Consider the following 26,506-nt stretch of genomic DNA (forward strand, 5'->3'; position numbering starts at 1 on the left):
GGGACATCGAGGACAACCTGTCCGAACGGATCCTGTTCAACGAACTGACCCCAGGCCAGATCGTCGTGGTCGACTGCGAAGGCGACCCGAACAACATCGACAAGTCCAAACTCGTCTTCCGCGGCTCCGAGAAGCCGGTCGAAGTGCCGGACGCGGTCCCGGCCGACCTCGGCGGCAGCACTGCGGCCGCGGGGGCCGACGAGTAGCAGATCCGTCAGCCAGATCGACGGCGGCCCGGTGGCGAATGCCACCGGGCCGCCACCGTTTCTGCGTGCCGCCCCGCCTGATCACGCCCCGGGTCGGCTCTGCCGCGCCGTCCGAGCGTCCCGCTACCCGAGAGCGGGTTAGCGGCCCGAGGAATCGACCCGGGACCTGGCCGGCTACCTCGCCGTGAGTCGCGGCCGTGACCGTGGCGTCCAGACCGTGCAGCAACGGCAACTACGTGGGACTGATGTGACTGTTGGAACTCCCGGGAACAGAGCGGCTCTTGAAACTCCTGTGACAGTCCCCGGCGGTGCTGTGGCCCCCGTCACCGGCGGGCTGGGCATGGGTCGGTGTCGGAGGCCGTTGTACCCGGAGAACCGCAGCGGCCCTGCTCTCGGGCGACCCGCAAGGCCGGGCCCGCCGGGGCCGTTGCATCCCTGGCAGGCGCTCCGCTGATCAGCGCCGGGCGATCCTGCCTCTTCCTTCCGACGCGGTAACCGCACCCTCCCTTACTCCGGGTGTCGTGTCGATCCTCCGACCTGGAAGGTGACGATCATGACTGCTCTAATCCGTAAGGCCGCCCTGACCGCCGCCGGCGCCGTCTTCGCCGGAGGAATGATCGCCGGGCCGACGAGCGCGCTCGCCGCTCCGCAGAGCACCGCCAACCCACTGGGCGCGGTGTCCGAGCGCGGGCACGGCAAGGGTGAGCGGCAGCTCAACGTGCGCTACGAGGCCCAGCCGAACTTCTACTACTGTGGCCCGGCCGCCGTGCGCAACGCCCTGACGACCATGGACAAGAACGTCTCGCAGGACGACCTGGCCAAGGAGATGGGCACCACCGAGAACGGCACCGACTCGGCGTTCCAGACCACCAAGGCCCTCAACGAGAAGGCCGGCAAGGAGGTCTACCGCACCGTGGAGGTTCCGGGCCGGAGCGCCGACGACGGTCAGACCGACCGGCTGCGCGCCGACATCGTCCGCGCCGTCGACGACGGCCGGAGCGTGGTGGCCAACGTCATCGGCACCGCCACCGATATCGACGGGGTGAGCCACTCCTTCGAGGGCGGCCACTACATCTCGGTGACCGGCTACCGGAACGACGGCGACCAGGCGAAGGTCGCCGACTCGGCCAACCCTGCCCAGGCCGAGTACTGGATCAGCACCGGCGCGCTGGCCGACTGGGTCGCCAGCCGCGGCTACTCCGCCTGACCCGACCGCGACATCGCCCGACCGGGCCGGCCCCATGTGGGGTCGGCCCGGTCGCGTCCTGCCTGGGCGCGCAGCCGCGCCCGCCGCCTCGACGTGGACCTGGACGCCCGTACCTGCTGGTGGTCGTCGGCCACGATGCCAAGAGCAGCGCACCCGGCGACCAGCCGGCCACCGGGGACGGGTCAGCCGGCCACTGGCGCCGGCGGACCGTCGCCGATCAGGCGGAACGCCCTCTCGCCGACCGGCTCGACCAGTCCGTCGGTGACCAGACCGGCCAGGGCCCGGGCGCGTTGCACGTCGTCCGCCCAGACCTGGTCAAGACGCTGGTGCGGCACCGGGCCGGTCGCCTCCCGTAGCACCCCGAGCAGCAGGCCGCGTACCTGACGGTCGGTGCCGGCGTACCGCTGGGGACGGCGGGTCGGGCCGGCCGGGGCGACCTGTCCCGAGGCCCGCCACGCGCAGGTCGCCTCGACCGGGCACGCGCCGCAGCGGGGCGACCGGGCGGTGCAGACCACCGCACCCAGCTCCATGATGGCCGCGCTGGCCAGGGCGGCGGCGGCCGGCTCGACAGGCAGCAACTCCTCGGTGGCGACCAGGTCGGCGGGCCGGGTCGCCGGGCCGGCGTCCGGCTCTCCGGCCACCGCCCGGCAGACCACCCGGCGTACGTTGGTGTCGACCACCGGATGCCGCTGGCCGTACGCGAAGGCGGCCACCGCGCGTGCCGTGTACGTGCCGACGCCCGGCAGGGCCAGCAACTGCTCCAGCCGGTCGGGCACGTCGCCGCCGTGCCGCTCCACGATGGCCACCGCGCACTCCCGCAGCCGTACCGCCCGACGGGGGTAGCCGAGCCGTCCCCACATTCGGATCGCCTCGGCGGGGCTGTCTGCGGCCAGGGCGGCCGGCGTCGGCCAGCGGTCCAGCCATGCCTGCCAGGCGGGCAGCACCCGGGCCACCGGGGTCTGCTGAAGCATGACCTCGCTGACCAGGATGGCCCACGGGCTCACGCCGGGCTCGCGCCAGGGCAGATCCCGGGCGTGCTGCTCGTACCACCGGCTCACTTGTCCGGCGAAGGTGGGTTCTGTCATCGCGCCGCCGATGATGTCACGCGCGATGGTCCCGTTGATTGGACGGTCCGGGCGGGCCGCAGCCAGCGGCGCGCATGGATCGGGCAGAATGCCCGGATGAACGAGCTCGCGATCACCGTCATCGGCCGGGACCGGCCCGGCATCGTGGCCGACGTCGCCGAGGTGCTTGCCCGGCTCGGGGCCAACCTCACCGACAGCACGATGACCCGGCTGCGGGGGCACTTCGCGATGACCCTGATCTGCGTGGGCCCGGCCGCCCCCGAGGTCGAGGCCGCGCTGGCCCCGCTCGCCGCCGACGGCCAGCTGCTGGCGACCGTACGCGCGGTGACGCCCGACGGCGAGACGGCCCCGGCCGGCGAACCGTACGTGATGGCGGTGCACGGCGCGGACCGGATGGGCATCGTGGCCGCGATGACCCGGGTGCTCGCCGCCGCCGGTGGCAACGTCACCGATCTGAGTACCCGGCTGGCGGGATCGCTCTACGTGGTGGTCGCCGAGGTCGACCTGCCGCCCGGCGCGGCCGAGGGGCTCGCCGGCCGGTTGGCCGACGCCGCCGCCGGGCTGGGCGTCGAGGTCACCCTCCGGCCTGCCGAACCGGACCTGCTGTGACCGGGCAGGCGGACGGGTCGGACCTCGACCCGCAGGCGGAGACGTACGCCGGCCTCGGCGACTGGACGCCGGAGGCGCTGGGCGACGGCCGGGTGCTGCCGGTGGTCTCCGCCCCGAACCCGGTTCTCAGCCGGGCGGGTACGGAGGTCGACCCGACCGCCCGGGAGACCGTCCAACTGGCGGCCGACCTGATCGCCACCATGCGGGTGTCGCCCGGCTGCGTCGGCCTGGCCGCCCCGCAGGTGGGGGTGGGCGCGCAGGTGTTCGCGGTGAACATCACCGGGCATCCCAAGGCGGTCACCGTGCACGGCACCTTCGTCCTCTGCAACGCCCGGGTGGTCGAGGCGACCCGGTGGAAGGCGGGGCGGGAGGGCTGCATGTCGGTGCCGGACCTGACCGGTGACGTCAAGCGGGCGAGCCGGCTGGTGGTCGAGGGCGTGCTACCCGGCAGCGGCAAGTCCGTACGCCTGGTGACGGACGGTTTCGAGGCGCGCGCCCTGCAACACGAGATCGACCACTGCGGCGGTCTGCTCTTCCTGGACCGGGTGGCCGGTGCCCACGCGATCTACCAGCGCAAGGTCTATCTCTGACCCGGTCGCACCGCTACGGTCGGTGACCGTCCGGCGTCGCTGGTCGCTCGCACTGTCGTGAATGGAGGGTCGGTTCCGATGGGTCGTGCCGGCCCCGGCGCGTCGCTACCATCCGTCGCGCGGACCGCCGCTACGGTGGGGGCATCATGCGTCTGACGGTCGGCCCCCTGCCTTCCGCCGTGTACTGGCGGCGTCGCGCCGTCGTGCTCGGCGCGGTTCTGCTTTTCCTCGTCGTCCTGCTGTATTCGTGCACCGGGCAGGGCGCCGGCACCGGCGCGACCGGCAACGGCCAGCCCGACTCGGGCGCGTCGTCCGGCACGCCGGAACCCACCGGGTCGGTGCTGACTCCGCAGACCGGCTCGCCGCCGTCGGGCGACGCCGGGGCCGGCCCGTCCGCACCCGCTGACGAGCCGTCGACCGAGCCGTCGACCGAGCCGACCCTCAGCAACGATCCGCCGCGGTCGAACACTCCGGTGACCGACGAGGGCACCTGCACGGACGCTGAACTGTTGGTGACCGCGGTGGCCCTGCCCGGGGAGGTCGTCCGTGGTGCCGCCGTCGACCTGCACCTCAAGATTCGTAACCGGTCGGAGCGGACCTGCAGCCGCGATGTCGGCGCGGACGCGCAGGAGCTGTACATCAAATCCGGCGCCGAGAAGATCTGGTCGTCGGACACCTGCGGCACCGCCGCCGGGTCGGACGTGCAGTCCTTCACCCCGGGATTCGAACGCTCCTACCGGGTCACCTGGAACGGCAAGGACAGCACCCGGTGCGCCGACGGGCTGGCGGACGGCCCCACCCCGCAGGCCGGGAGGTACGAGGTCTTCGCGCGGGTGGGCAGCCGGCTGAGCCAGCCGGCGAAGCTCGTCCTCACCGGCTGAGCGGCGCCGCCGCCGGGCCCGATCAGACGTAGCGCTCCAGGATGGACGCCTCGGCCAGCCGGGACAGCCCCTCGCGCACGCCCCGGGCCCGCGCGTCGCCGACGCCCTCGACCGCCTGGAGGTCCTCCACGGTGGCGCCGAGCAGCCGCTGGAGGCTGCCGAAGTGCAGCACCAGCCGGTCCACCACGGCCACCGGCAGCCGCGGCACCTTGGCCAGCAGCCGGAAACCGCGCGGACTCACCGCCGCGTCCAGCGCGTCGGAGGCGGCCGGGTAGCCGATCGCCTTGGCGACCGAGACCAGGTCGATCAGCTCGGTGGCGCTGAGCAGGTCCAGCTCGACCAGGGCCTCGTCGAGGGTGCGGGACTTCCGGCCGGTGGGCAGGTAGTCCCGGATGACCAGGGTGCGGTCGGCGTCGACGCCGGCCATCAGCTCGTCCAGCTGGAGGGCGAGCAGCCGGCCGTCGGTGCCCAGCTCCACCACGTACCCGGCGATTTCGTCGGCGATCCGGCGGACCATCTCCAGCCGCTGCACCACGGCCACCGCGTCACGTACGGTGACCAGATCCTCGATCTCCAGGGCGGAGAGCGTGCCGGAGACCTCGTCCAGCCGGAGCTTGTACCGCTCCAGGGTGGCCAGCGCCTGGTTCGCCCGGGACAGGATCGCCGCCGAGTCGTCCAGCACGTGCCGTTGGCCGTTCACGTAGAGGCTGATGATCCGCATCGACTGACTGACCGAGATCACCGGGTAGCCGGTCTGCCGGGCGACCCGCTCCGCGGTGCGGTGCCGGGTGCCCGACTCCTCGGTCGGGATGGTCGGGTCGGGCATCAGGTGCACCGCCGCCCGGACGATCCGGGTGCCGTCACTGGAGAGCACGACCGCGCCGTCCATCTTGCACAGCTCGCGGACCCGGGTCGCGGAGAACTCGACATCCAGCGGGAAACCGCCGGTGCACAACCCCTCGACCACCTTGTCGTAGCCGAGCACGATCAGCGCACCGGTGCGACCGCGCAGAATGCGCTCCAGCCCGTCGCGCAGCGCGGTGCCGGGTGCCATCAGGGCCAGATTGGCGCGCAGCGGGTCGCCGGCGCCGCCTCCCCCGGTCACGCTGACGCTGATCGGACGGGCGGGCGAGCCCACGGCACCGGTGCGGGCGTGGGGTGTCGCGCCGGCAGGCTTGGTGGTATCGCGGTCGACTGGCACGGGCACAGTCTACGGACTGCCCTGCGGTGGGTGCTCTCGCGGTTACTGTGATGTGTCACGATCCGGCACCGACCGGCCGGAGCCGGGCGAGATCGCCCGAGACGCGGCTTCACTCCGCCGATGCCCGGGCTGCGGCCTGCAACGCCGAACGTACGTCGGAGACCTCGACCACGCGCATCTGCTCGGGGCCGGCGCCGGTGCTCGTCGGCCCGCAGCCGGGCGGCACCAGGGCCAGTCGGAAACCGAGCCGGGCCGCCTCGGCCAGCCGGCGTGGCACCGCACCCACCCGGCGTACCTCGCCGGTCAGGCCGACCTCGCCGATCGCCACCAGGTGCGGCGCGATCGCCAGATTGAGCCCGCCGGAGGCGACGGCCAGGGCGACCGCCAGGTCGGCCGCCGGCTCCACCACCCGGATGCCACCGACGGTGGCCGCGAAGACCTCCCGGTCGTGCAGGGTGAGCCGTTCGGTCCGGCGCTGGAGCACCGCCAGCACCATGGCCAACCGGGCCGAGTCCAGCCCGGAGACGGTACGCCGGGGCGAACCGGCCACCGTCGCGCCGATCAGCGCCTGCACCTCGGTGACAAGTGCCCGGCGCCCCTCCATCGCCACCGTCACGCAGGTGCCCGGCACCGGCTCGGAGTAGCGGGTCAGGAACAGCCCGGACGGGTCGGCGAGGCTGCTGATGCCGCCCTCGTGCATCTCGAAGCAGCCCACCTCGTCGGCGGCGCCGAACCGGTTCTTGACTCCCCGCACCATCCGCAGCGAGGAGTGCTTGTCGCCCTCGAAGTGCAGCACCACGTCGACCAGGTGCTCCAGCACCCGGGGGCCGGCCACCTGGCCGTCCTTGGTGACGTGGCCGACCAGCACGGTCGCCACGCCGCGCTCCTTGGCGACCGCGACCAGGGCGGCGGTGACCGCCCGGACCTGGGTCACCCCGCCGGGCACCCCCTCGGTGCCGGTGGTGGAGATGGTCTGCACTGAGTCGAGCACCAGCAGGCCGGGCTTGACCGCGTCGAGGTGACCGAGCACCGCCGCGAGGTCGCTCTCGGCGGCCAGGTAGAGCTGGTCGTGCAGGGTGCCCATGCGCTCGGCGCGCAGCCGCACCTGGCTGACCGACTCCTCGCCGCTGACCACCAGCGACGGGCTGCCCGCGCCGGCGGCCCACTGCTGGGCGACGTCGAGCAGCAGGGTCGATTTGCCGACTCCCGGCTCACCGGCGAGCAGCACCACCGCCCCGGGCACCAGGCCCCCGCCGAGCACCCGGTCGAGCTCGCTGACCCCGGTGGGCCGGGCGCGGGCGGGCGCCGCGCTGATGGTGGCGATCGGCCGGGCCGGCTCGGCGGGCATCCGGGAGCTGACCACCCGCCCGGAGACGGTCGGGCCGGTGACGGTGCATTCGACCACCGAACCCCACTCGCCGCATTCGGGGCAGCGCCCCACCCACTTCGGCGGCTGGTGCCCGCAAGCGTCGCACTCGTACGCGGGACGGGGCTCGCGGGCGGCGGCCTTGCCACGCCCGCCGGCCGCGCCCCGGGCCGGGGTCGATCGGGAGATGCTCACCCGAGGGACGCTAACCCCCGGGTACGACGACGGCGCCGCCGGCATGGTGTCCACCACGCCGACGGCGCCGTCGGAAAGCTCCGGGCCGACTCAGCCGTGGCTGCTCTCGCCCTCGTACCCGGTGTGCCGCTCGATGATCGGCGACGGCGGCGGTGCCGGGGTGAGCGGCACGGCGATCGGGGCCAGGCTGGTGATCGTGTTGCCGCCGCCGAAGTCGAAGGTCAGCGTGATGTTCTCGCCCGCGAGGACGGCCTCGTTCAGCCCGATGAGCTGGAGCACCCGGTCACCCTCGGTGTTCAGCTGCACGTAGCTGAGCGGCGGGAGCACGATCCGGGCCGGCTCGGTGGCCGGAGATCCGGTCGGGCTGGGCGACGGCGACGCGGGGGACGGCGTGCCTTCCGGGGACTCCTCCGGCGACGGGGACGTCGTCGGCGAGGGCGATCCGGTGGGCGACGGGCTGGTCGCGGCGCGGACCGTGGTGAGGACCACCTCGCGGGCGTCCGACGACGTGACGGTCACCGTGACCGGGTTCTGCGTTTCGTTAAAGAAGACGGCGTTGAGCACGGCGTCGTCGCCGGCCCGGTAGCCCTCGACGCCGGGGTAGGCGACCAGGACGCTCCGTACGCCGTACTTGCCGTCGGCGGCCTGGAGGTTGACGCCCTGGATCGACGGCGCCTTGTTGGCCGTCTCGGAGATCTGGCCGGCGCCGCACCCGGACAGCAGCAGCCCGGCTGCCGCCGCGATCCCGGGCAGCAGCATGGCAGCCCGCCGGGAACCCCTGATCGAGCGCGTCACGTCGGTCCTCCTCGTCACGATCACACCCGGCTACACCGCCGGACCGGCTGGCCATGCCCGCGCAGACCGCGTTCCAGGGTAGTTGGGGCTGATCGTGGCCCGCACGCCGACCCGGGGCGGCCACCTGGCGGGGTGAGGTTCAGACCAGCCGACCGCTCGTGACCAGCAGGACGACGTCGATCAGGGCCACCAGCATCACCGCCCGGAAGGCGGCCACCGGGCGAGCCCCGGCCCGGTCGGTGCACCAGGCCACGGCCGGAACGATCACGGCGGCCGCCACCGCCGCGAGGCCCACGCCCGACGGCGGCCCGGGTGGCCCCAGCGCCAGGGTGACGGTCGCCGCGATCAGCAGCCCGAAGGCGGCCGCCCGGCTACCCGCCGACCCCAGCCGGTGCGGCAGCCCGCGCACCCCGGTCCGGGCGTCGTCGGCGAGATCGGGCAGCACGTTGGCGAAGTGCGCGCCCGCGCCCAGCAGGGCTGCGGCGGCGACCAGCCAGACCGGCGGTGCCGGCGCGCCGGGAAGGGCCAGCACCACGAAGGCGGGCAGCGCGCCGAAGGAGACCGCGTACGGCAGCACCGAAATCGGCGTCGACTTCAGCGGCCAGTCGTAGAGCAGCGCCGAGATCAGGCCGATGGTGGCCCAGAGAGCCGCCGTCGGGTTCGTGGTCAGGGCCATCGCCACGGTGCCGCAACCGGCCAGCACCGCAGCCACCGCCACCGTGCGCCGGCCGACCGCGCCGGTCGCCACCGGTTTGTCCGTACGCCCCACCGTGGCGTCCCGGTCGGCGTCGAGCAGGTCGTTGGTCCACCCGACGGTGAACTGGCTGGCCGCCACCGTCAGCGTCACCGCGGCGATTCCACCCGGTGGATGCCCGACGCCGACCGCGAGCAGGCCGGCCACTGTGGTGACTGCGGCGGTCGGCTCCGGATGGCTCGCCCTGACCAGCCCTAACACCGTCCACGACATAACGGAAGTCTGGCTGTTACCGAGGAGTCGTGCCACGCTCGTGCCATGCGTGATGCCGGCCTCAGCCTGCCCCGCAACGATCCGCGCCAGTACGACGAGCTGGCCGGCGAGTGGTGGCGCCCGGACGGGGCCTTCGCCATGCTGCACTGGCTTGCCGAGGCACGGGCGGCGCTGGTGCCTCCAGCGACGCGACCCGGTGCGCTGCTGGTCGACCTCGGCTGCGGTGCCGGGCTGCTCGCCCCGCACCTGGCCGGCAAGGGCTACCGACACGTGGGGGTGGACCTCACCCGGTCGGCTCTTGCCCAGGCGGTCGCGCACGGCGTGACGGCGGTCAACGGCGACGCCACGGCGGTGCCGCTGGTCGACGGCTGCGCCGATGTGGTCGCCGCCGGTGAGCTGCTGGAACACGTCCCGGACTGGCATGCTGTGGTGGCCGAGGCGTGTCGACTGCTGCGCCCCGGCGGCCTGCTGGTGCTGGACACCCTCAACGACACCGCGCTGTGCCGGCTGGTCGCCGTCCACATCGCCGAGCGGCTGCCCACCGTGCCGCGCGGCATCCACGATCCACGGTTGTTCGTGGACCACCGGCAACTGATCGCCGAGTGCGCCCGGCACGGCGTGGACCTACAGGTCCGTGGCGTCCGCCCCGGTGTGCCGGGGCTGCTCCGCTGGCTGTTCCGGCAGACACGCGGCGGCGAGGCGCGCACCAGCCGGGCACCACGGATCGTGCCGACCGGGTCGACCGCCGTGCTTTACCAGGGTCACGGGGTACGCGGCGGATAGCGGACCCGGCAGAGGTGTGGCGATGGGCGAAGAGGAGGTTCCATGAGCGAGCGCAGCGAGCGAATCATCGGACTCCGTGCGGTGCCACCTCATGGCGGCGCGCGGCGTAGCGGAGCGCCGACATGAGCGAGCGCAGCGAGCAAGCCACGAGCACGGATGCACTGGACGCCGCCCGCCGGCTGGCGCCCCGGCTGGCGGCCCGGGCCGCCGAGCACGACCGGAACGGCTCGTTCCCGGTCGACGACTTCGGCGATCTGCGCGCGGCCGGGCTGTTCGGCCTGATGGTCCCCGACGAGTTGGGCGGCACCGGCGCGACGTTCGCCGGGTACACGGCCGTCGCCACCGAGTTGGCCCGGGGCAACGGCGCCACCGCGCTGGTGTTCAACATGCACGCCTCGGTCACCGGTGCGCTCGGCGCGGTCACCGAGGAACTGGCCGAGGCGCTCGGCGTACCGGCGGAGGCGCTGGCTGCCCGCGACCGGTTGCTGCGGGCGGCGGCCGAGGGGGCGTGGTACGCCGTCGCGATGAGCGAGCGCGGTGCGGGTGCCCGGCTGTCCCAGCTCACCACGGTCTACGAGCCGGTCGAGCAGGGCTGGCGGATCAAGGGCAGCAAGACCTTCTGCTCGGGTGCCGGTCACGCCGACGGTTACCTGGTCGCGGCCCGCAGCGCCGCCGACCCCTCGGTGGTCTCGCAGTTCCTGGTCCCGGCCGGCGACGGACTCACCGTCGAGCCGACCTGGGACTCGCTCGGGATGCGGGCCACCGCCTCGCACGACCTGCACCTCGACGTCACCGTCCCGGCCGACCGGCTGCTCGGCGGGGTGGAGGGCCTGGCCCTGGTGATCGCCCAGCTCATGCCGCACTGGCTGGTGGCCAGCTACGCCGCCGTATACGTGGGAGTGGCCCGGGCCTCGATCGACGCGGCGGCGGAGCACCTCAACGCACGAGGTCTCGCCGGCCTGCCCGCCGTACGGGCCCGGCTCGGTCGGGCCGACGCGGCGGTGGCGGCGGCGGAGCTGGTGGTGGCCGAGGCGGCCCGCCGGGTGGACGAGGCTCCGGGCGACGCGGAGACCAACCGCTGGGTGTGGCGGGCGAAACTGCTGGCCGGCACCACCGCGGCGGAGGTGGCGGCGTCGATGCTGGAGGCGGCGGGTACCTCCGCCACCCGGCGCGGCCACCCGCTGGAGCGGCTCTACCGGGACGCCCGTTGCGGTTCGCTGCACCCGGCCACCTCCGACGTCTGCGCGGACTGGCTCGGCATCGCCGCTCTCGGCGGCGACCCGGACCGCGACGGGTCCACCCCTCGTTGGTGAGTGCGAGGAGTGAGCTTGCGAGCCCCGCAGTCACGATCGAAAGGCCAGCCCGGTGAGTGCGAGGAGCGAGCTTGCGAGCGGTGAGTGCGAGGAGTCGAGCGAGAGGAAGGTGGGACCGTGTCCGTACCGGTGATCGCGGGTGTTGGCACGGCTCATCCGCCCTCCGTGGACCAGCACGAGCTGTGGGAGAGGTTCTTCTCCCGGCACTTCTCCGGCACTACCCGTACGCTCGCCGAGCGGATCTTCGCGAACTCCGGCGTCAGCCGGCGACAGGCGGCGGTGAGCCCGCTGATCGAGGATGTCTCGGACTGGCCGACCGAACGGCGGATGCGCAGGTACCAGGTCGAGGCGCTGCCGCTGGGCAAGGAGGCGGTCGGCCGGGCGCTGACCGCGGCCGGGCTGGCCGCCGGCGACATCGGGCTGTTCGTGGTCTGCTCCTGCACCGGGTACGCGACGCCGGGGCTGGACATTCTGCTGGCCCGGGATCTGGGCATGGCCCCGGCGACCCAGCGGATGTTCGTCGGCCACATGGGCTGCTATGCGGCCCTGCCGGGGCTGGGCGCGGTGAGTGACTTCGTCACCGCGCGGGGGCGTCCAGCGCTGCTGCTCTGTGCCGAGCTGACCAGTCTGCACCTGCAGCCGTCGTCCGCCCGGGTGGACACCCAGCAGATCGTCTCCCACGCGCTCTTCTCGGACGCCGCGGTCGCCGCGGTGGTGGTTCCGGGTGGCCGGGGGTACGCGGTGCGGGAGGTCACCTCGGTGACCGACACGTCCACCGCCGACCATATGACCTGGGACGTGACCGACACCGGCTTCCGGATGGGGCTGTCGCCGAAGGTGCCGCAGGTGCTGTCGACCCACGTCCAGGGGCTGGTCGACGACCTGCTGGCCCGCCACGGCACCAACGTGTCCGGGGTGGACGGCTGGGCCGTGCACCCGGGCGGTCCGCGCATCGTCAACGTGGTGGAGCGTGAGCTGAGCCTGGCACCGGCGTCGCTGGCCGCGTCGCGGGAGACCCTGGACCAGCATGGCAACTGTTCGTCTCCCACGGTGCTGTTGATCCTCGACCGCCTGTTCCGGGCCGCGCCGTCGCCGCGCCGGGTGGTGATGCTGGCCTTCGGGCCTGGACTGACCCTCTACGCCGCGCTGCTGGAGCGGCACGCCTGACCATGCGGGGGCTACCCTGCTCGGCATGGACGGAGATCCCACCTACCGGCTGCGGGGCGTTCTGCTGGCCGCGGTCGGGGCGGCCGCGCTGGCCGTCGGTGGCTGGTGGTGGCAGGCGGAGGCACCCGCGCCGGCACCATCGGGCCTGCGCGCCGACGTCAGGGTGGTGCCGGACGGAACTCCGCACGCCACCGAGCTGTGGCGAGTGGACCCGGGTACGGGGGTCGTGATTGCGCCGGACGCCGCAGCGGACTCCTCCGTCCTGCTGGATGCGGAAACGGGCACGGTGCTCCGGTTGGACGGCGACACCGAGGGCGGTGCCATCGAGCCGGGCCTCGGCTACCCGGGCGCGTGGCCGCCGGATGGTCGGGACGTGTTGTGGACCGAGCGCGCGACGCTGGGCCCGGGCGAGATGGCCACCCGGCAGGCGCAGATGACCGACGGCCAGGTGTACCTGCTGCGCTCCACCTGCACCGGTTCCGGCGAGCTTCTGGTCGTGGTCACCGGCGCTCGGGCGGGCGATCCGATGAACATCGGGTGCGACGGGTCGGTGGTCATGACGGAGGTCATCGGCAGCGGTGATCCCGTGCAGGTGTCGTTCTCGACCGCCGGCACGGAGCCGGTCCAACTGGAAGCCCAGCTGGCCGCCGCCTGATGAGCGCCGCCGGCGACCGGGGGAGGTGCCGGCTGCCGGCAGCCTCTCAGCCGGCCAACCGGACCAGCTCGGTGTGGTAGTCGGCGATCGTGGCGACCTCGGGGACCACCAGCACGATCCGGCCGTCCCGGTCGGCGAGCACGGCGGTCACGGCGTCCGAACGGGCCGGTAGGTGCACGAAGGCGCGCAGGCCGCCGGCCGGGTCGGCCAGCGCGCGTACGTCGGTGCCGGCCGGTGCGGCTCGGGGGCTGCCACCGGACACGGCGACCACGGTCACCCCGGCGGGCGCCGCCGCCGCTGCCTCGGCGACCCGGTCGGGGCAGGCGCACCCGTCCACGAGCAGCACCAACGCTGGCAGCAGCCCGCGTAACGGCACCGGCGACTGCCCGGCGTCGACCAGGTCCAACGCGGGCAGCCCACGGCCGGTCAGTTGCCCCGGTGCGGGGTCGGGGGTGCTGGCGGCCGGCCCGGGGTAACGGCCGGGCCGGGGCCAGGTGACAGTGATCAGGCCGGCGATCGTGGCCACGACCGCGACCAGTAGCACGAGTACGGGTACCGCGGGCGGGCGCCATCGGCGGGGGTGGGCCGCCACTCGGCGGCGCAGCTCACGGCGGACCTGTTCGGCCTCGTCGGCGAGCGCGGAGGCGTCGTTCGGGACGACCACCCGACCCCACTCGGGAGGCAGGTCGGGCAGCCCGGGACCGTCGGCGTCAGCCTTGCCCATTACGACCCCCTGGAGCTCGTGGGTGTGCGGACAGCGGCGCTTCCTCCAGCGTCCCGCACCGGGCCTGGTCCCGCTACCGCTGCCCACACTCGGGTACGGCGGGATACCATGGGATGGGTGCGTAGCTTCTGATCTCGGCGTTCGTTGCCATCCGTGCCCGGGGGTCATCCCTGGATTACGGAGCGTGTTCGAATCATCGACTTGATGGTCTGTCAAGCCGAAGAAATACCTCTCACAGGGCCCCTGAGCTGCGCCAACGGTCAGGACAGCGGTGAGACATCGGTGCCTGAGCGTGTTACCCTAGACACAGCGAAAGGGGTTTCGAACCTATGGTTTTCAGTGTCGGCGAGACCGTTGTTTACCCCCACCACGGGGCCGCACTCATCGAGGCAATCGAGACTCGGGTCATCAAGGGCGAGCCCAAGCAGTACCTCGTCCTGAGGGTCGCGCAGGGTGACCTGACGGTCCGGGTACCAGCCGAGAACGCCGAGATCGTGGGTGTGCGCGAAGTGGTCGGCGAAGAGGGCCTCGGCAAGGTCTTCGACGTTCTCCGGGCTCCGCACACCGAGGAGCCGACCAACTGGTCGCGGCGTTACAAGGCGAATCTGGAGAAGCTGGCCTCCGGCAACCCGCTGAAGGTGGCCGAGGTCGTCCGCGACCTGTGGCGCCGCGAGCGGGAGCGGGGGCTGTCCGCGGGCGAGAAGCGCATGCTCGCCAAGGCCCGCGACATTCTCGTCGGCGAGGTCGCGCTGGCTGAGAAGAGCACCAAGGACGAGGCGGAGACGCTGCTCGACAAGGTGCTGACCGAGGCCTAGTCCGCACAGCATCGTCGTACCCACTTCGTAGCGAAGAAACCGTCGAGGACCGCGACGTGACCGCGCAGCTCAATCCGCGCGGTGACGTCGCGGTCCTCGTGCCTGCGGCCGGTGCCGGCGTACGCCTGGGGCCCGGCCGCCCGAAGGCGCTACGGCTGCTGGCGGGGGAGCCGCTGCTGGTGCACGCGGTCCGCCGGCTGGCGGCCGCCGGGTCGGTGCACACCATCGTGGTGGCCGCCCCGGTCGCGGACGTGCCCGCGGTGCGCGATCTGCTCGCTCCGATCGCCCCGGTGACGGTGGTGCCCGGCGGGGCGGAGCGGCAGGCGTCGGTGGCCGCCGCCCTCGCTGCCGTGCCTCCCGGCCCCGACATCGTCCTCGTGCACGACGCGGCCCGGGCGCTGACCCCGCCCGCGCTGGTGGAGTCGGTGGCCGCCGCGGTCCGGGCGGGCCACGACGCGGTGATCCCCGTCCTGCCGGTCGTCGACACGATCAAGGAGGTCGACCCGGGCGAGGTGGTGCTCGGCACCGTCGACCGCTCCGCGCTGCGGGCCGTGCAGACCCCGCAGGGCTTCCGCCGGGCGGTGCTGACCGCCGCGCACGCCGCCGCCGGCGACCCGCTCACCGACGACGCCGGGCTGGTGGAGAAGCAGGGCGTGCCGGTGTACTGCGTACCCGGCTCGGACCACGCCCTGAAGATCACCCGCCCTTTCGACCTGGCGCTGGCCGAGCACCTGCTGGCCACCGGCCGATGACGCGTACCCTCGATTCATGATCGTTCCTCGGGTGGCCATCGGGACCGACGTGCACGCCTTCGAGGCCGGGCGACCGTGCTGGGTGGCCGGCCTGCACTGGCCGGACCAGGACGGCCTGGCCGGGCACTCCGACGCGGATGTGGCCGCCCACGCCGCCTGCAACGCGCTGCTCTCCGCCGCCGGTCTTGGCGACCTCGGCGCCAACTTCGGGGTCGGCCAGCCCGAATGGGCCGGGGCGAGCGGGGTGGCGCTACTCACCGAGTCCGCACGCCGGGTACGCGGCGCGGGCTTCGCGATCGGCAACGTGTCGGTGCAGGTCGTCGGCGTCCGGCCCAAGATCGGTCCGCGTCGCGAGGAGGCCCAGCGGGTGCTGTCGGAGGCGGTCGGTGCGCCGGTCACCGTCTCCGCCGCCACCACCGACGGGTTGGGGTTCACCGGCCGCGGCGAGGGGCTCGCCGGGGTCGCGGTGGCGCTGGTGTACGAGCAGCCGAGCGCCTAGGCTCGCGCGATGTCCGCCGACGTCCCCGCCGACCCGTCCGCCGCCGACGGCTACCTCCAGCGCGCCACCCTCCTCGCCGAGCTGGGCCGCTACGACGAGGCCGCCGCCGAGCTGGGCTTCGCCCTCGCCCTCGACCCGGCCGACACCGAGGCGTTGATCATGCTCGCCCGGGTGCACCTGGCCGCCGCCCGGCCCGTCGAGGCGCTGGCCGCCGCCGAGTCCGCCGTCGCCGCCGCCCCGGGGCGGGTTCCCCCGCTCGTCGTTCGTGGCCTGGCGCTCGGCGACCTGGAGCGGTACGCCGAGGCCGCCCGTACCGCCGACGAGATCCTGGCGCTGGGGCCGCAGGACGGGTACGCCCAACGCAGCGCGGCGGCGATCCTGGCCGGCTCGCGTAACGGCCAGCCGGCGTTGAACGCGGCCTGGCACGGGGTGGAGCTGACCCCCGACGAGCCGCAGGCGCACCTGGTGCTCGGTTTGGTGGCGGCCAACATGCGGATGTACGACCTGGCCGAGCGGGCCTACCGGGAGGCGTTGCGGCTGGACCCGCGGCTGGCCGAGGCGGGCGACGACGTCGGGGTGCTGCGGCTGGAACAGCGGCGCTGGACCGCGACGCTGGAGCAGCTGGCGGAGGCGGCGGTGGCCAACCTGCCGCCCACCGACCCAGGCCGGCCCGAGGGGTCCCACGGCGGCCCGAACCAGCCTTACGGATCCCGCAACGCCCCGAACCGGCCGGACACGCCCCAGGACGATCCGAACCGGGTCGACGAGACCCGGAACGATCCGAACCGTCCCGGCGGAAGCCAGCGCGAACCGGGCTGGCCCAGCGAGGACCGGCCCGAAGCGGGCTGGCCCGGCGAGGGGCGCAACGAGCCAGGCCGGCCTGATGCGAGTCAGCCTGATGGAGAACGCGCCGGCGAGCGCGGGTACGGGCCGGGCCGGCGGAACGAGAGCCGCGAGCCCTCGGCTTTCGGCGGGACCGGTCCGTTCGGCACGGGTCAGATCGGTGCCGGACCGACCGACGTGGGGCCCGTGGTTGCGCGCCGAACGGTGCCGGCGGGGCTTCGGCAACTCGTGTTGTGGGGCGCCGGCTGGTCGGTCGTCGCGGCAATCGTGGTGGCCTGCTCGGCCGCTACCGGACCCGGATTCTCCCGGCTGCTAGCGGTACTGGCGGCGGCTGGCGGCGGTATCGTGCTGTGGCGGCAGGCGTCGCGGCTGCCCGGCCTGACCCGGACCGTCCTGCCTGTCCTGCGCCGGACGGACCGTCCGCTCGCCCTGGCCGTCTACGCGGCGGGCGCCGCGCCCGCGCTGATCCTGCTCTACGCCCTGCTCGGCACCCCGTGGCCGCTGGTCCTGGCCATCGGGGTCGCCACCGTCGCCCAGCTCGCGGTCATCTCCCGCCCGGTGGCCTGAGCCCTTCTCAGCGGCGCGCCCAGGTCCAGGCGTACGCCTCGTCCTCGCACTCCGTCGCCGCGTCGCAGAGGTCCAGCGGGCGGAAGGTGTCGACCATGACCGCCAGCTCGTCGAAGAAGTCCACCCCGATGGAGCGTTCCGCCGCGCCGGGCTGTGGGCCGTGCGTGAAGCCGGACGGGTGCAGCGAGATGGAGCCCTGCTCGATGCCGGAGCCGCGCCGGGCCTCGTAGTTGCCGCCGGTGTAGAAGAGCATCTCGTCGGAGTCGACGTTGTGGTGGTGGTACGGCACCGGGATGGCGTCCGGGTGGTAGTCGACCTTGCGCGGCACGAACGAGCAGATCACGAAGTTCGGGCCCTGGAAGGTCTGGTGCACCGGCGGCGGCTGATGGATCCGACCGGTGATCGGCTCGAAGTCGTGGATGGAGAACGCCCACGGGTACATGTGCCCGTCCCAGCCGACCACGTCGAACGGGTGGTTGGCGTAGACGTGCCGGGTCCAGCCGCGGCGGTGGCGTACCAGCACCTCGACGTCGGAGCCGTCGACCAGCAGCGGGGCGTCCGGCCCCCGGACATCCCGCTCGCAGTACGGCGAGTGCTCCAGGAACTGGCCGCGCACCGACAGGTAGCGCTTGGGCGGGCCGATGTGCCCGGACGCCTCGATGGCGAGCAGCCGGGTCGGCGCGTCGCCGGTGGGCACCAGGCGGTGCACCGTCGAGGTCGGGATGACCACGTAATCGCCGGCCACCGCGTCCAGCACGCCGAAGGTCGACTCGACCCGCAGCGCACCTGCCTCGACGTACAGGCACTGGTCGCCGGTGGCGTCGCGGAACAGGGGGGAGGGCCGGTCGGCCAGCACGTACGCGATCCGTACGTCGTCGTTGGCGAGCAGGTACCGCCGGCCGAGAACCGGGTCGGCACCGGCGCCGTCGAGCTTGTGGGTGCGCAGGTGCCGGGGCTTGAGCGGCAGGTTGGGCACCCGGGTCACGGCGGGCGGGGTGAACTCCTCGGCCGCCACGATCGCGGTCGGGGCGTACCGGTGGTACAGCAGCGACGAGTCGGACGAGAAGCCTTCCTGGCCCATCAGCTCCTCGGTGTAGAGGCTGCCGTCGGGCTGCCGGAACTGGGTGTGGCGCTTGCGTGGCAGTTCGCCGATGCTGCGGTAGTACGGCATGTCGCCCTCCCGGTCACCCGCTAACGCGTCCGATAATCGGACGCTGTTGTCCGCTTCTCAAAGCGTCCCGTACATTCTTGTCTCGTGTCAACGCAGCTGCCCGCACTCGTCGCCGGCCTGGTCGACGACGCCGCCGTTTTCCCGCCGGGCAGCGCGTCGCTGCCCGATGCCGTCGCCGCCCACCGGCGGCACCGCGCCGCCTGGTACGCCGACCTCGTCGGCCCGCTGCTGCTGCCCGCCTCGCGGCTGGTCAAGCTGCCCGCCCTGCTCGGCGACGGTGAGCGGATCGCGGTCGGGATGATCGGCGACGTTCCGCTCGGCGAGTTGACCAAGGCGTGCGCCGAGGCCGACCCGCGCGTCGATATCCGCCAGGTCGAGGCGGCGGTGGCCAAGCGCGGCGAGGACCCGCTGCCCGGCACGGCCGAGCTGGTCGCGGTGGCCCGCGCCACCGGAAACCGTCCCGTCTACGCGGAGATTCCGCTGACCTTCGGGCTGACGGCGGCGCTGGACGTGCTGGCCGCCGCCCGGGCCGAGGGGGTGCCCGTGGCGGCCAAGTTCCGCACCGGCGGGCTGGCCGCGGAACTCTTTCCCAATCCCGCCGAACTGGCCGCCGTGATCGGCGCCTGCCGGGACCGGGAGGTGCCGTTCAAGCTGACCGCCGGACTGCACCACGCGGTGCGGCAGGTGGACCCGGAGACCGGCTTCACCCACCACGGATTCGGCAACGTCCTCGCCGCCTCGCTGGCCGCCGCCGAGGGGGCCGGTGTCGGCGCCATCGCCGAACTGCTCACCGTGCGCGACGAGCGACCTCTGGTGGAGTGGACCGACGGCCGGCTCGACGCGGCGCGTCCGCTGTGGGTGGGCTTCGGCTCGTGCAGCATTGCGGAACCACTGTCCGATCTGATCCGGCTGGGGCTGGTGAACGGGGGCTTTGAGGCATGACCTGGGTTACGGGTGTGGACGGTTCGGGTTACGGGGTGCACCACCTGCCGTACGGGGTCTTCCGGGTAGCCGACGGTGCGCCGCGCATCGGCGTACGCATCGGGGATTTCGTGCTGGACCTGGCCGGCGCGGAGGACGCCGACCTGGTGCTGGCCGGCGGGGCGCTGCGCCGGCCGACGCTCAACGCGTTCCTGGCGCTGGGCCGACCGCAGTGGACGGCGGTGCGGCAACGGATCACTGAGCTGCTCACCGATCCGGCCCACCGGGCGGCGGTGGAGCCGCTGCTGCTGCCGGTGGACGAGGTACGGATGGAGTTGCCCTTCGAGGTGGCCGACTACGTCGACTTCTACTCCTCGGAGCACCACGCCACCAACGTCGGGCTGATCTTCCGCCCCGGCCAGCCGCCGTTGTTGCCCAACTGGAAGCACCTGCCGATCGGTTACCACGGCCGGGCCGGCACGGTGGTGGTCTCCGGCACCCCGGTGGTACGCCCGCACGGCCAGCGGCCGAGTCGCGAGGGCCCGACCTTCGGCCCGTCGGCGCGCCTCGACATCGAGGCCGAGGTCGGGTTCGTGGTCGGCGTACCCAGCCCGCTCGGCCACCGGGTGGCCGCCGCCGACTTCGCCGATCACGTCTTCGGCGTGGTGCTGGTCAACGACTGGTCGGCCCGGGACATCCAGGCGTGGGAGTACCAGCCCCTCGGCCCGTTCCTGGGCAAGTCGTTCGCCACCTCGGTCGCCGCCTGGGTGACCCCGCTGGACGCCCTGGGGCACGCCTTCGTCCCGGCGCCCGAGCAGGACCCGCCGGTGGCCGACTACCTGCGCGACGAGCCGCACCTGGGGTTGGACCTGCGGCTGACGGTGAACTGGAACGGCGAGCCGGTCAGCCAGCCGCCGTTCGCCGGCATGTACTGGACGCCGGCCCAGCAACTGGCCCATCTGACCGTCAACGGTGCCGCGCTGCGCACCGGTGACCTCTACGCCTCCGGCACCGTCTCCGGTCCCCGGCGCGACCAGGTCGGCTCGTTCCTGGAGCTGAGCTGGGGCGGCACCGAGCCGATCACCGTGGGCGGGACGGAACGCACCTTCCTCGCCGACGGCGATACGGTGACGATCATCGCCACCGCCCCGGGGCCGGACGGCACCACCATCGCGTTGGGCGAGGTGACGGGCACCGTCCTGCCAGCGCACTGACCCCAATCCGACAGCCGGCCTTGATCGCACCAACTGTGCGATCAAGGACCGTCACCGTCTTCGTTGAGTGCCTCGGAATTCCGTCGCCACGCCGCGCCGGGCCGGCCGGTGCCCCCTTTCCGGCCGGCCCGGCCGGCGCCTGGCGGCACGTCGAAGCCGAGGGAGATGAACGACGATGCGCGATCTCGTGGGTGCCGTCTGGCGTACCAGCAGTCGCTCGAACGACCAGGGTCTCTGTGTGGAGGTGGCCGACAACCTGGCTCGCGTCCACGGTGTGGTGGGCATACGCGACTCCAAGGACCAGACCGGGCCGGTGCTGGTGGTCAGCCCGCCGGGCTGGAGCGCGTTCGTCGACGCGATCCAGGCGGGCCGTTTCGCCCGCTGACCCCCCTGGGGGTCTCCGATGCAGGATTCTCCGCTCGGGGACCCCACGGACCTTTCACTCCGCGTACCGTCGACGCCACGGGAGGTGGCATGTCGACTGTTGCCGTCAACGGGTTGGTCGCGGCACCCGCGGCCGACCTGTGGCGTCTGCTCACCGAACTGCCCCGACGCTTTCCCGCCGACGGCCCGGTCGAGGTGCTGACCCCGGGCGAGTTCGGGCCGGGCACGGCCTGGCGTGAGACGCGCACCCGGCCGGACGGCAGCGAACTGACCGAGGAGTTTCTGGTGCTGGCGGCCGAGCCGCCCCGACTGCTGGTGCTCGGCTCGCCCGGCGACGGCGTCGACTACCGGATCACCTGGACGCTACGCGACGTACGCCGTCGCCGACGCCGGTACGCCGCGGTGCGGGTGACCGTCCAGGCGCTGCCGGCCGCGCCGTCGGGACGGGCGGTCGCGCTGCTGCTCGGCGGGCTGGCCGTACGGGCGGCGGAGAAGGTGTTGCGGCAGGACATCGCCGCGCTGGCCGCCGCCGTCGACCGTCCCGCCGAGGCGGCCTGACCCCCGGATCTCTCGGACCGCGCCCCGGAGCACTCAGCCCGGCTGGATAGGGTGCCGGTCGGAGGTGCGGCATGGGGTTGGCGACGGGCTGGCGGCGGATCGCGACGGCGGTGGTCGTCGCGGCGGTGGCCGCGGGCACCGCGGTTGTCGCGTACCGCGTCCTCGCCCCGGCCGAGGTCAGCACCGTTTCCCGAGGCGACTACCCGCCCGCCGCCACGCCGGAAGTCGGCGTGGTCGGCCGGTTGCCGGTGGCGCCGCTGATCGTCGACGGTCGGCTTCGGGTGTACGCGGCGCAGCGTCAGGTCTACGCCGACGGGCCGGCGGACGGCCAGCACCGGCGCACGCCGTACTGGTCGTACCGGCGGTGGCCGGCGCAGGTCAGCGGTGTCGTGGCGGACGGGACCAGGGTGGTCAGCCACTGGTCGGACGGGAAGCTGGTGGCGCTGGACGCGCGTACCGGACGGGTGGCCTGGCGGGTCGACGGCCCCGCGCCGGTCGACGGCTGGACCGCCCGCCGCACCGGGGCCGGCGCGGTCTGGAGCCCACCCGGGCTGTTCCTCGCCCGGGATGCCGGCGGCCAGCCGGTGCTGATCGTCTCCGGCCCGCACCGGGTCACCGGCTTCGGGCTCGCCGACGGCCGACAGCTCTGGTCGGCGGAGGCGGACGGTGGTTGCCGCACCGACGTGGGCACCACGGCGGCCGGGCAGTTCGCCGTGATGGACCGGTGCGCCGGCCCGGCCGCCGTCGAGTTCCGCGACGTGGCCACCGGTGCGCTGGTCACCCGCTGGCAGCCGCCCGGCGCGACCGCCGAGTCGACCGTCACACCGGTCGGCTGTGTGACCTACCGCTTCCGGTGCCGGGGGCTGCGCGTCACCGCTGGCGCGGACGACGGGGGGCAGGGCTGGCTGGTCGGCGCGGCCGGGCCGGTGCCCGCGCCCGTCCTCGACCCGGTCGGTACCGAGCTGGACGGGAAGTGGGCCGTGCGGGCGACCGGTGGCGCGGTGACCGGATGGGCCGTCCGCACCGGTGAGGAGTTGTGGCGGCGGACCGACCTGGGGTCCGTCCGGATCGTCGCCGCCCAGCCCGGCCGGGTGCACCTGCTCACCGAGACCAACGATCTGATCACCCTGGATACGGGCACCGGCGCGGAACGCTCCCGCTTCCCGCTCACCGTGGGCAGCGACGGGATCGGCTGGACGCCCGGGTCGGCGTACGCGGGCGGCGGTTACCTGGCGGTGGAGCGGCTGCGTGAGCCGGTCGCGCCGGACGCCGACGACCAGCGTTATTTCCTGACGGCCGAGCCGGTGCTGCTCGCCGCCACCTGAGCGGCCGGCCCGCGCCGTCGCCGGCGGACCAACAGCACGACCCCGACGCCGGCCGCCACGACGGTGGCGAGCGTGCCGCCGCGCAGCCACCAGGCCGCGTCGACTAGCGCGCGCCGACCGGTCCGGCCCGGTTCGGGAAAGGTGATCGCGCCGCTGGCGCTGCGCCTGACCTTGCCGCTGGCGAGGTCGACGGTGATCCGCCAGGGGCCGTTCGCCAGTGCGGTGGGAAACAGCACCCGGACCGTGCCGGTCTCGCCTGCGGCCAGCGTGGTGCCCTGCACGACGTCGAAGGGGCCGGCCCGGACGCCACCGGGGCCGTCGGAGAGGGTGACGCTGCCGGCCATGTCCAGTGCCCGGCCACCGGTGTTCCGGACCGCGACCGCGACCGAGGGCCGTCCCTGCTCGTCCCGGGCGGGCACGACCTCTCCGATGGCGAAGTCGGACGGTGGCTCACCGCCCGGCCCCACGTCCAGGTAGACGCGGATGCCGACGCGCTGGACGATGTTGACGCTCGCGGTGGAGTCCGGGGCGGGCACCGTGGCCGCCCAGATGACCGCGTACCGTTCGCCGGCCGACGCGTCCGGCGGGACCTGGAGGGTGGCGGTGAACTGGGCCTGCTCCTGCGGGTCCAGCGTCACCGAGTCCCGGTCGAGTGTGACCCACTCGCTCAGCTCGTTGGCTGTGCGCCCCTCGGCGAACTGGAACCGTCCCTCGGCCACCTCCGCGCCCGCGGCGTACAGGTCGATGTGGCGGCGTTCGGTCGAGCGGTTGACCACGCCGACCTTCCGCTCGACCGTACGGCCGGGCGGCAGGTGGTCGACGATGTAGCGCAGCGCCCTCGGGTCGTCCCGCCGGGCGACCGGAGCCTCCAGCAGTTGGATTCCGATTCCACCCTCGTCGCGGTCGCCGGCCGGCGCACCGGCCCGGGCGAGGGTGCCCGGGCCGGTGACGCTGAGCAGCAGCGCGGCCGACCAGACCGCCAGGCGGCGCAGCCTAGGCGACCGAATGTGTCACCGTGCCTGTGTAGGTGCCGGCCTGGTTGGCCAGCGGCACGTTGACCTCGAGGGTCGGGTTCCAGGTGGCCGAGTTGTTGCCGGTGCCGCCGGTGTGCGTGAAAGCGACGACACCGGTGGCGTTGTCCAGCGGTTCGGCGTCGGCGCCGGTCGGCTGGCCGGGAGTGAACGTGCCGTTGCCGGTGGTTGCCGTCGCCGCGCCCGACCAGTAGTCGATCGCGGTGGCCGGGACGGTCTCGCTGGGTGTGGCGCCGCCGGTGGTGAAGTCGGTGGAGGTGACCGCGGTCTCCCACGAGGCGTCGTCCGCCGCGCGGGTGTCCGACACGGTCACCGCGCCGAGCTGGCTGATGATCGTGGTGCCCGGAGCGCCGGAGCCGAGGTCGGCCGTGTCCGGCGTGGTGACGTCGAGCGTCCCGGCCGTTACGTCGAAGGTGGCGGTGGTGGTGTCGGTGGGAGCCGCCAGGGCCGGGGAGGCGGCCAGGGCGGTGGCGGCCGCTACCGCTGCCGCCGACACCAGGATCGTGCGTGTGCGCATGCTGTCGTCCCTTGCTCGGAAGATGTGGATCCTCGTGGGGGAGGGGACTCACGAGCTAAAAGGGACGTTAGCGACACAAGGCGCGAAGAGGCATTAAAGCCGTGAAGCGGAACGAAAGTTACGCCATCAAGGGGTAATTTCGGTCAAAGCGGACAGTGATGACGTATGCTGGCGGCTGCGGGCTTCCGGGCCGGTCCGCTGGGGGATGGTGGACCGGCCCGGCTCAGCTCGGTGGCCGCAGCACCCGCGCCGGCTCAGCCCAGCGCCGACTCGGCCGCCGCCAGGAAGGCGTCGTTCTCGGCCGGCGTGCCGATGGTGACCCGGACTCCGTCGCCGGCGAACGGCCGGACGATCACGCCCCGCGCCTCGCACGCCTTGCCGAAGTCCACCGCCCGGTCGCCCAGCGGCAGCCAGACGAAGTTCGCCTGGCTGGCGGGCACGTCCGGGACGAGCTTGCGCAGCGCCTCGGTGACCCGCTCCCGCTCGGCCACCACCAGCGCGCAGCGCCGCTGTACCTCGTCCGCCTGGGCCAGCGCGGCCAGCGCACCCGCCTGCGCGGCCATGCTGGTCGAGAACGGCGTGACGACCTTGCGTACCGCCGCCGCCACCTGCGGCTGCGCGACCAGGAAGCCGATCCGCAGACCGGCCAGACCCCACGCCTTGGACAGCGTGCGGAGCACCGCGACGTTGGGCCGGTCGGCGTAGCTCAGCCCGTCCGGCACCTCGGGATCGGTGACGAACTCCCGGTACGCCTCGTCGATCACCACCAGCACGTCGTCCGGCACGGCGTCGAGGAAGCGGTCCAGTTCGGCGCGGCGTACGGCGGTGCCGGTCGGGTTGTTGGGGTTGCAGACCAGGATCATGCGCGTGCGGTCGGTCACCGCCGCGGCCATCGCCGCCAGATCGTGCCCGTGCCCGGCGTCGTTGGGCACCTGCACGCTGGTCGCGCCGCTGGTCGCCGCAATGATCGGGTACGCCTCGAACGAGCGCCACGAGTAGACCAGCTCGTCGCCGGGCAGGCAGGTGGCCCGCACCAGGTGTTCGGCCAGCGCCACCGAACCGCAGCCGGTGGCGATCCGGTCGGGGTCCACCCCGTACCGCTCGGCGAGCGCCTGGCGGAGTGCGACGACGCCCATGTCCGGGTAACGGTGCACCCCGGCCGCGGCCTCGGCGACCGCCTCCACGACGCCGGGCAGCGGGCCGTACGGCACCTCGTTGCTGGCCAGCTTGATCGCCTCGGGCAGGCCCAGCTCGCGGGCCAGGTCGGCCGGGCTGCGGCCCGGCACGTAGTTGGGCAGCGCGTCCAGGTCGGCGCGGGTCAGCCGCAGCGCCGGCTGCTGGCGTCCGGTGTCGGTCATGGGGTCTCTCCCGGGGGGTTGGCGCGATCTTCGGGGGTACGGGGAACCTGGACCACCACGGTCTGCGCGCGCTTGTCGTGCAGCGCCTGCCGCAACGGGTGGTCGAAGAGCGGGGAGAGCGCGTCGATCAGCTGGAGCAGCAGGCCGAGACCACAGCAGTACCAGAGCAGGGTGGGCAGGCCGAGGGTGTTCCACCGGCGCAGCGCCCGGCCGAAGCCGAGCGGCGCGTCCGCCTCGACCGGCACCGCCTTGATCCGTAGCACCCGCTTGCCGAACGTCTGCCCGTTGGCCGCCATCGACGGCACCTCGTACGCCAGCCAGAGCATGGTGGCGATCAGCAGGATCACCACGATCAGCGCGCCGGCCTGCTCGCCCGTGGGCAGCGGCTCGGTCGTGCGGTCCTGCATCTGGAGCCGGCGCCGCAACTCGTCCAGGGTGGGCGAGAGCTCCTGGGCGTAGCGCCAGACGAACCAGCCGTTGACCAGGACGTTGAGCGCGAGGACGATGCCGAAGTCGATCAGCCGGGCGGCCAGCCGGGCACCGTACGAGGCCAGCGGCAACCCGTGCGGCCGAGGCTCGGGCGGACGGCCCGGCCAGGTCGGGTACGGCCAGCCCGGCGGCGGCCCCTGACCCGGTTCGCCGGCCGGCCAGCCCGGCGGCGGGCCCTGCTGCCATTGGGGCGGCGGGCCGTATCCGGGTGGCGTGCCCGGTGTGCCCGGCGTCCCGGCTGTGCCTCGCGTCCCGGGTGTGGCCGGAGTCGCGGCCGGGGTCGCCGGCTCGGGCTCGGGCGCCGGTTCAGGCTCGGGC

Annotated in this window: 27 protein-coding genes and 2 pseudogenes; 18 read left to right on the top strand and 11 right to left on the bottom strand. The window is 73.6% G+C overall.

The window, feature by feature from the left end:
* Together C1I95_RS15105 and C1I95_RS15110 are read left to right on the top strand one after the other, a co-directional pair.
* Positions 1-206: pseudogene (locus tag C1I95_RS15105) on the top strand (AAA family ATPase); the annotation flags it as partial.
* Positions 207-756: 550 nt separating this feature from the next.
* Entirely contained in the window at positions 757-1,413 is a 657-nt protein-coding gene (locus C1I95_RS15110; RefSeq protein WP_111214492.1) for a C39 family peptidase, read from the top strand.
* A gap of 182 nt (positions 1,414-1,595) precedes the next feature.
* Here C1I95_RS15110 and C1I95_RS15115 read toward each other — a convergent pair whose 3' ends face one another.
* Positions 1,596-2,498: an iron-sulfur binding domain-containing protein gene (locus tag C1I95_RS15115; RefSeq protein WP_111214467.1), complete on the bottom strand. Its 903-nt coding sequence runs from the start codon at positions 2,496-2,498 to the stop codon at positions 1,596-1,598.
* Positions 2,499-2,594: 96 nt separating this feature from the next.
* On the opposite strand from C1I95_RS15115, the gene C1I95_RS15120 reads away from it, so the two are divergent.
* The 3 genes from C1I95_RS15120 (at position 2,595) to C1I95_RS15130 (ending at position 4,578) form a co-directional block, all read left to right on the top strand.
* Positions 2,595-3,107 (top strand): glycine cleavage system transcriptional repressor, encoded by a 513-nt coding sequence (locus tag C1I95_RS15120; protein ID WP_111214468.1) that lies wholly within the window; start codon positions 2,595-2,597, stop codon positions 3,105-3,107.
* Positions 3,104-3,697: a peptide deformylase gene (locus C1I95_RS15125; RefSeq protein WP_111214469.1), complete on the top strand. Its 594-nt coding sequence runs from the start codon at positions 3,104-3,106 to the stop codon at positions 3,695-3,697. The genes C1I95_RS15120 and C1I95_RS15125 overlap by 4 nt, the downstream gene beginning before the upstream one ends.
* 146 nt (positions 3,698-3,843) lie before the next feature.
* Positions 3,844-4,578, top strand: a complete 735-nt coding sequence (locus C1I95_RS15130) for a hypothetical protein (protein WP_111214470.1) — start codon at positions 3,844-3,846, stop codon at positions 4,576-4,578.
* A gap of 22 nt (positions 4,579-4,600) precedes the next feature.
* On the opposite strand, the gene disA is transcribed toward C1I95_RS15130, so the two are convergent.
* The 4 genes from disA to C1I95_RS15150 all read right to left on the bottom strand — a co-directional run bounded on the left by disA (position 4,601) and on the right by C1I95_RS15150 (position 9,138).
* Complete coding sequence (disA, locus tag C1I95_RS15135) at positions 4,601-5,779, bottom strand: DNA integrity scanning diadenylate cyclase DisA (RefSeq protein WP_111214471.1); 1,179 nt, start codon at positions 5,777-5,779, stop codon at positions 4,601-4,603.
* A 109-nt stretch (positions 5,780-5,888) separates the two neighbouring features.
* Positions 5,889-7,340 carry a DNA repair protein RadA gene (radA, locus tag C1I95_RS15140; RefSeq protein WP_111214472.1) on the bottom strand — a complete coding sequence of 484 codons (1,452 nt, stop codon included), beginning with the start codon at positions 7,338-7,340 and terminating at the stop codon, positions 5,889-5,891.
* A gap of 90 nt (positions 7,341-7,430) precedes the next feature.
* Positions 7,431-8,135 (bottom strand): hypothetical protein, encoded by a 705-nt coding sequence (locus C1I95_RS15145; RefSeq protein WP_111214473.1) that lies wholly within the window; start codon positions 8,133-8,135, stop codon positions 7,431-7,433.
* A 139-nt stretch (positions 8,136-8,274) separates the two neighbouring features.
* Positions 8,275-9,138, bottom strand: coding sequence for a UbiA family prenyltransferase (locus C1I95_RS15150; protein WP_438941311.1), 864 nt, complete (start codon positions 9,136-9,138; stop codon positions 8,275-8,277).
* Positions 9,139-9,147: 9 nt separating this feature from the next.
* Between C1I95_RS15150 and C1I95_RS15155 the strand changes: the two genes are divergently transcribed.
* The 4 genes from C1I95_RS15155 to C1I95_RS15170 all read left to right on the top strand — a co-directional run bounded on the left by C1I95_RS15155 (position 9,148) and on the right by C1I95_RS15170 (position 13,020).
* Entirely contained in the window at positions 9,148-9,885 is a 738-nt protein-coding gene (locus C1I95_RS15155) for a methyltransferase domain-containing protein (RefSeq protein ID WP_111214475.1), read from the top strand.
* A gap of 122 nt (positions 9,886-10,007) precedes the next feature.
* Entirely contained in the window at positions 10,008-11,198 is a 1,191-nt protein-coding gene (locus tag C1I95_RS15160) for an acyl-CoA dehydrogenase family protein (protein ID WP_111214476.1), read from the top strand.
* 117 nt (positions 11,199-11,315) lie between these two features.
* On the top strand, positions 11,316-12,365 hold the full coding sequence (locus tag C1I95_RS15165) for a type III polyketide synthase (RefSeq protein ID WP_111214477.1): 1,050 nt from the start codon (positions 11,316-11,318) through the stop codon (positions 12,363-12,365).
* Between the two features lie 25 nt (positions 12,366-12,390).
* Positions 12,391-13,020 carry a hypothetical protein gene (locus tag C1I95_RS15170; protein WP_111214478.1) on the top strand — a complete coding sequence of 210 codons (630 nt, stop codon included), beginning with the start codon at positions 12,391-12,393 and terminating at the stop codon, positions 13,018-13,020.
* Positions 13,021-13,066: 46 nt separating this feature from the next.
* Here C1I95_RS15170 and C1I95_RS15175 read toward each other — a convergent pair whose 3' ends face one another.
* Positions 13,067-13,744, bottom strand: coding sequence for a hypothetical protein (locus tag C1I95_RS15175; RefSeq protein ID WP_111214479.1), 678 nt, complete (start codon positions 13,742-13,744; stop codon positions 13,067-13,069).
* 329 nt (positions 13,745-14,073) lie between these two features.
* Between C1I95_RS15175 and C1I95_RS15180 the strand changes: the two genes are divergently transcribed.
* From C1I95_RS15180 to C1I95_RS36375, 4 genes and pseudogenes are all read left to right on the top strand, one after another.
* Positions 14,074-14,559, top strand: coding sequence for a CarD family transcriptional regulator (locus C1I95_RS15180; RefSeq protein WP_007073334.1), 486 nt, complete (start codon positions 14,074-14,076; stop codon positions 14,557-14,559).
* 56 nt (positions 14,560-14,615) lie between these two features.
* Positions 14,616-15,311, top strand: coding sequence for a 2-C-methyl-D-erythritol 4-phosphate cytidylyltransferase (gene ispD / locus C1I95_RS15185; protein WP_111214480.1), 696 nt, complete (start codon positions 14,616-14,618; stop codon positions 15,309-15,311).
* Positions 15,312-15,327: 16 nt separating this feature from the next.
* Positions 15,328-15,810 (top strand): 2-C-methyl-D-erythritol 2,4-cyclodiphosphate synthase, encoded by a 483-nt coding sequence (gene ispF, locus C1I95_RS15190; protein WP_111214481.1) that lies wholly within the window; start codon positions 15,328-15,330, stop codon positions 15,808-15,810.
* Positions 15,811-15,819: 9 nt separating this feature from the next.
* A pseudogene (locus tag C1I95_RS36375) lies at positions 15,820-16,479 on the top strand (tetratricopeptide repeat protein); the annotation flags it as partial.
* 748 nt (positions 16,480-17,227) lie between these two features.
* Here C1I95_RS36375 and C1I95_RS15200 read toward each other — a convergent pair.
* The gene (locus C1I95_RS15200) at positions 17,228-18,391 is read right to left on the bottom strand and encodes a homogentisate 1,2-dioxygenase (RefSeq protein ID WP_111214483.1); all 1,164 of its coding nucleotides are present in this window, start codon (positions 18,389-18,391) and stop codon (positions 17,228-17,230) included.
* A gap of 84 nt (positions 18,392-18,475) precedes the next feature.
* Here C1I95_RS15200 and C1I95_RS15205 point away from each other — a divergent pair, with 84 nt between their 5' ends.
* The 5 genes from C1I95_RS15205 to C1I95_RS15225 all read left to right on the top strand — a co-directional run bounded on the left by C1I95_RS15205 (position 18,476) and on the right by C1I95_RS15225 (position 22,793).
* Positions 18,476-19,333: a hypothetical protein gene (locus tag C1I95_RS15205; RefSeq protein ID WP_111214484.1), complete on the top strand. Its 858-nt coding sequence runs from the start codon at positions 18,476-18,478 to the stop codon at positions 19,331-19,333.
* Complete coding sequence (fahA, locus tag C1I95_RS15210) at positions 19,330-20,526, top strand: fumarylacetoacetase (protein ID WP_111214485.1); 1,197 nt, start codon at positions 19,330-19,332, stop codon at positions 20,524-20,526. Before C1I95_RS15205 ends, fahA begins: the two co-directional genes overlap by 4 nt.
* 175 nt (positions 20,527-20,701) lie before the next feature.
* On the top strand, positions 20,702-20,911 hold the full coding sequence (locus tag C1I95_RS15215) for a DUF397 domain-containing protein (protein WP_111214486.1): 210 nt from the start codon (positions 20,702-20,704) through the stop codon (positions 20,909-20,911).
* A gap of 89 nt (positions 20,912-21,000) precedes the next feature.
* Positions 21,001-21,468 carry an SRPBCC family protein gene (locus tag C1I95_RS15220; RefSeq protein WP_111214487.1) on the top strand — a complete coding sequence of 156 codons (468 nt, stop codon included), beginning with the start codon at positions 21,001-21,003 and terminating at the stop codon, positions 21,466-21,468.
* 71 nt (positions 21,469-21,539) lie between these two features.
* Positions 21,540-22,793: an outer membrane protein assembly factor BamB family protein gene (locus C1I95_RS15225; protein ID WP_111214488.1), complete on the top strand. Its 1,254-nt coding sequence runs from the start codon at positions 21,540-21,542 to the stop codon at positions 22,791-22,793.
* Here C1I95_RS15225 and C1I95_RS15230 read toward each other — a convergent pair.
* The 4 genes from C1I95_RS15230 to C1I95_RS15245 all read right to left on the bottom strand — a co-directional run.
* Positions 22,751-23,569: a COG1361 family protein gene (locus tag C1I95_RS15230; protein ID WP_199523757.1), complete on the bottom strand. Its 819-nt coding sequence runs from the start codon at positions 23,567-23,569 to the stop codon at positions 22,751-22,753. The genes C1I95_RS15225 and C1I95_RS15230 overlap by 43 nt on opposite strands.
* Positions 23,570-23,786: 217 nt before the next feature.
* A complete protein-coding gene (locus tag C1I95_RS36915) occupies positions 23,787-24,341 on the bottom strand; it encodes a hypothetical protein (RefSeq protein WP_111214490.1) in 555 nt (184 codons plus the stop codon).
* A 254-nt stretch (positions 24,342-24,595) separates the two neighbouring features.
* Positions 24,596-25,699, bottom strand: a complete 1,104-nt coding sequence (gene hisC, locus C1I95_RS15240; protein WP_111214491.1) for a histidinol-phosphate transaminase — start codon at positions 25,697-25,699, stop codon at positions 24,596-24,598.
* The coding region (locus C1I95_RS15245) for an RDD family protein (protein WP_111214493.1) at positions 25,696-26,506 on the bottom strand (811 nt) is incomplete at its 5' end. The genes hisC and C1I95_RS15245, both read right to left, overlap by 4 nt.

Source organism: Micromonospora craterilacus (assembly GCF_003236315.1).
In the GTDB taxonomy this organism is placed as follows: domain Bacteria; phylum Actinomycetota; class Actinomycetes; order Mycobacteriales; family Micromonosporaceae; genus Micromonospora; species Micromonospora craterilacus.

Bases quoted from the DNA above. Each gene is read 5' to 3' on its own strand.
- C1I95_RS15115 (WP_111214467.1), bottom strand. From the start codon at position 2,498: ATGACAGAACCCACCTTCGCCGGACAAGTGAGCCGGTGGTACGAGCAG.
- C1I95_RS15120 (WP_111214468.1), top strand. From the start codon at position 2,595: ATGAACGAGCTCGCGATCACCGTCATCGGCCGGGACCGGCCCGGCATC.
- C1I95_RS15130 (WP_111214470.1), top strand. From the start codon at position 3,844: ATGCGTCTGACGGTCGGCCCCCTGCCTTCCGCCGTGTACTGGCGGCGT.
- C1I95_RS15155 (WP_111214475.1), top strand. From the start codon at position 9,148: ATGCGTGATGCCGGCCTCAGCCTGCCCCGCAACGATCCGCGCCAGTAC.
- C1I95_RS15160 (WP_111214476.1), top strand. From the start codon at position 10,008: ATGAGCGAGCGCAGCGAGCAAGCCACGAGCACGGATGCACTGGACGCC.
- C1I95_RS15170 (WP_111214478.1), top strand. From the start codon at position 12,391: ATGGACGGAGATCCCACCTACCGGCTGCGGGGCGTTCTGCTGGCCGCG.
- C1I95_RS15175 (WP_111214479.1), bottom strand. From the start codon at position 13,744: ATGGGCAAGGCTGACGCCGACGGTCCCGGGCTGCCCGACCTGCCTCCC.
- C1I95_RS15180 (WP_007073334.1), top strand. From the start codon at position 14,074: ATGGTTTTCAGTGTCGGCGAGACCGTTGTTTACCCCCACCACGGGGCC.
- ispF (WP_111214481.1), top strand. From the start codon at position 15,328: ATGATCGTTCCTCGGGTGGCCATCGGGACCGACGTGCACGCCTTCGAG.
- C1I95_RS15200 (WP_111214483.1), bottom strand. From the start codon at position 18,391: ATGCCGTACTACCGCAGCATCGGCGAACTGCCACGCAAGCGCCACACC.
- fahA (WP_111214485.1), top strand. From the start codon at position 19,330: ATGACCTGGGTTACGGGTGTGGACGGTTCGGGTTACGGGGTGCACCAC.
- C1I95_RS15215 (WP_111214486.1), top strand. From the start codon at position 20,702: ATGCGCGATCTCGTGGGTGCCGTCTGGCGTACCAGCAGTCGCTCGAAC.
- C1I95_RS15220 (WP_111214487.1), top strand. From the start codon at position 21,001: ATGTCGACTGTTGCCGTCAACGGGTTGGTCGCGGCACCCGCGGCCGAC.
- C1I95_RS15225 (WP_111214488.1), top strand. From the start codon at position 21,540: ATGGGGTTGGCGACGGGCTGGCGGCGGATCGCGACGGCGGTGGTCGTC.
- C1I95_RS36915 (WP_111214490.1), bottom strand. From the start codon at position 24,341: ATGCGCACACGCACGATCCTGGTGTCGGCGGCAGCGGTAGCGGCCGCC.
- hisC (WP_111214491.1), bottom strand. From the start codon at position 25,699: ATGACCGACACCGGACGCCAGCAGCCGGCGCTGCGGCTGACCCGCGCC.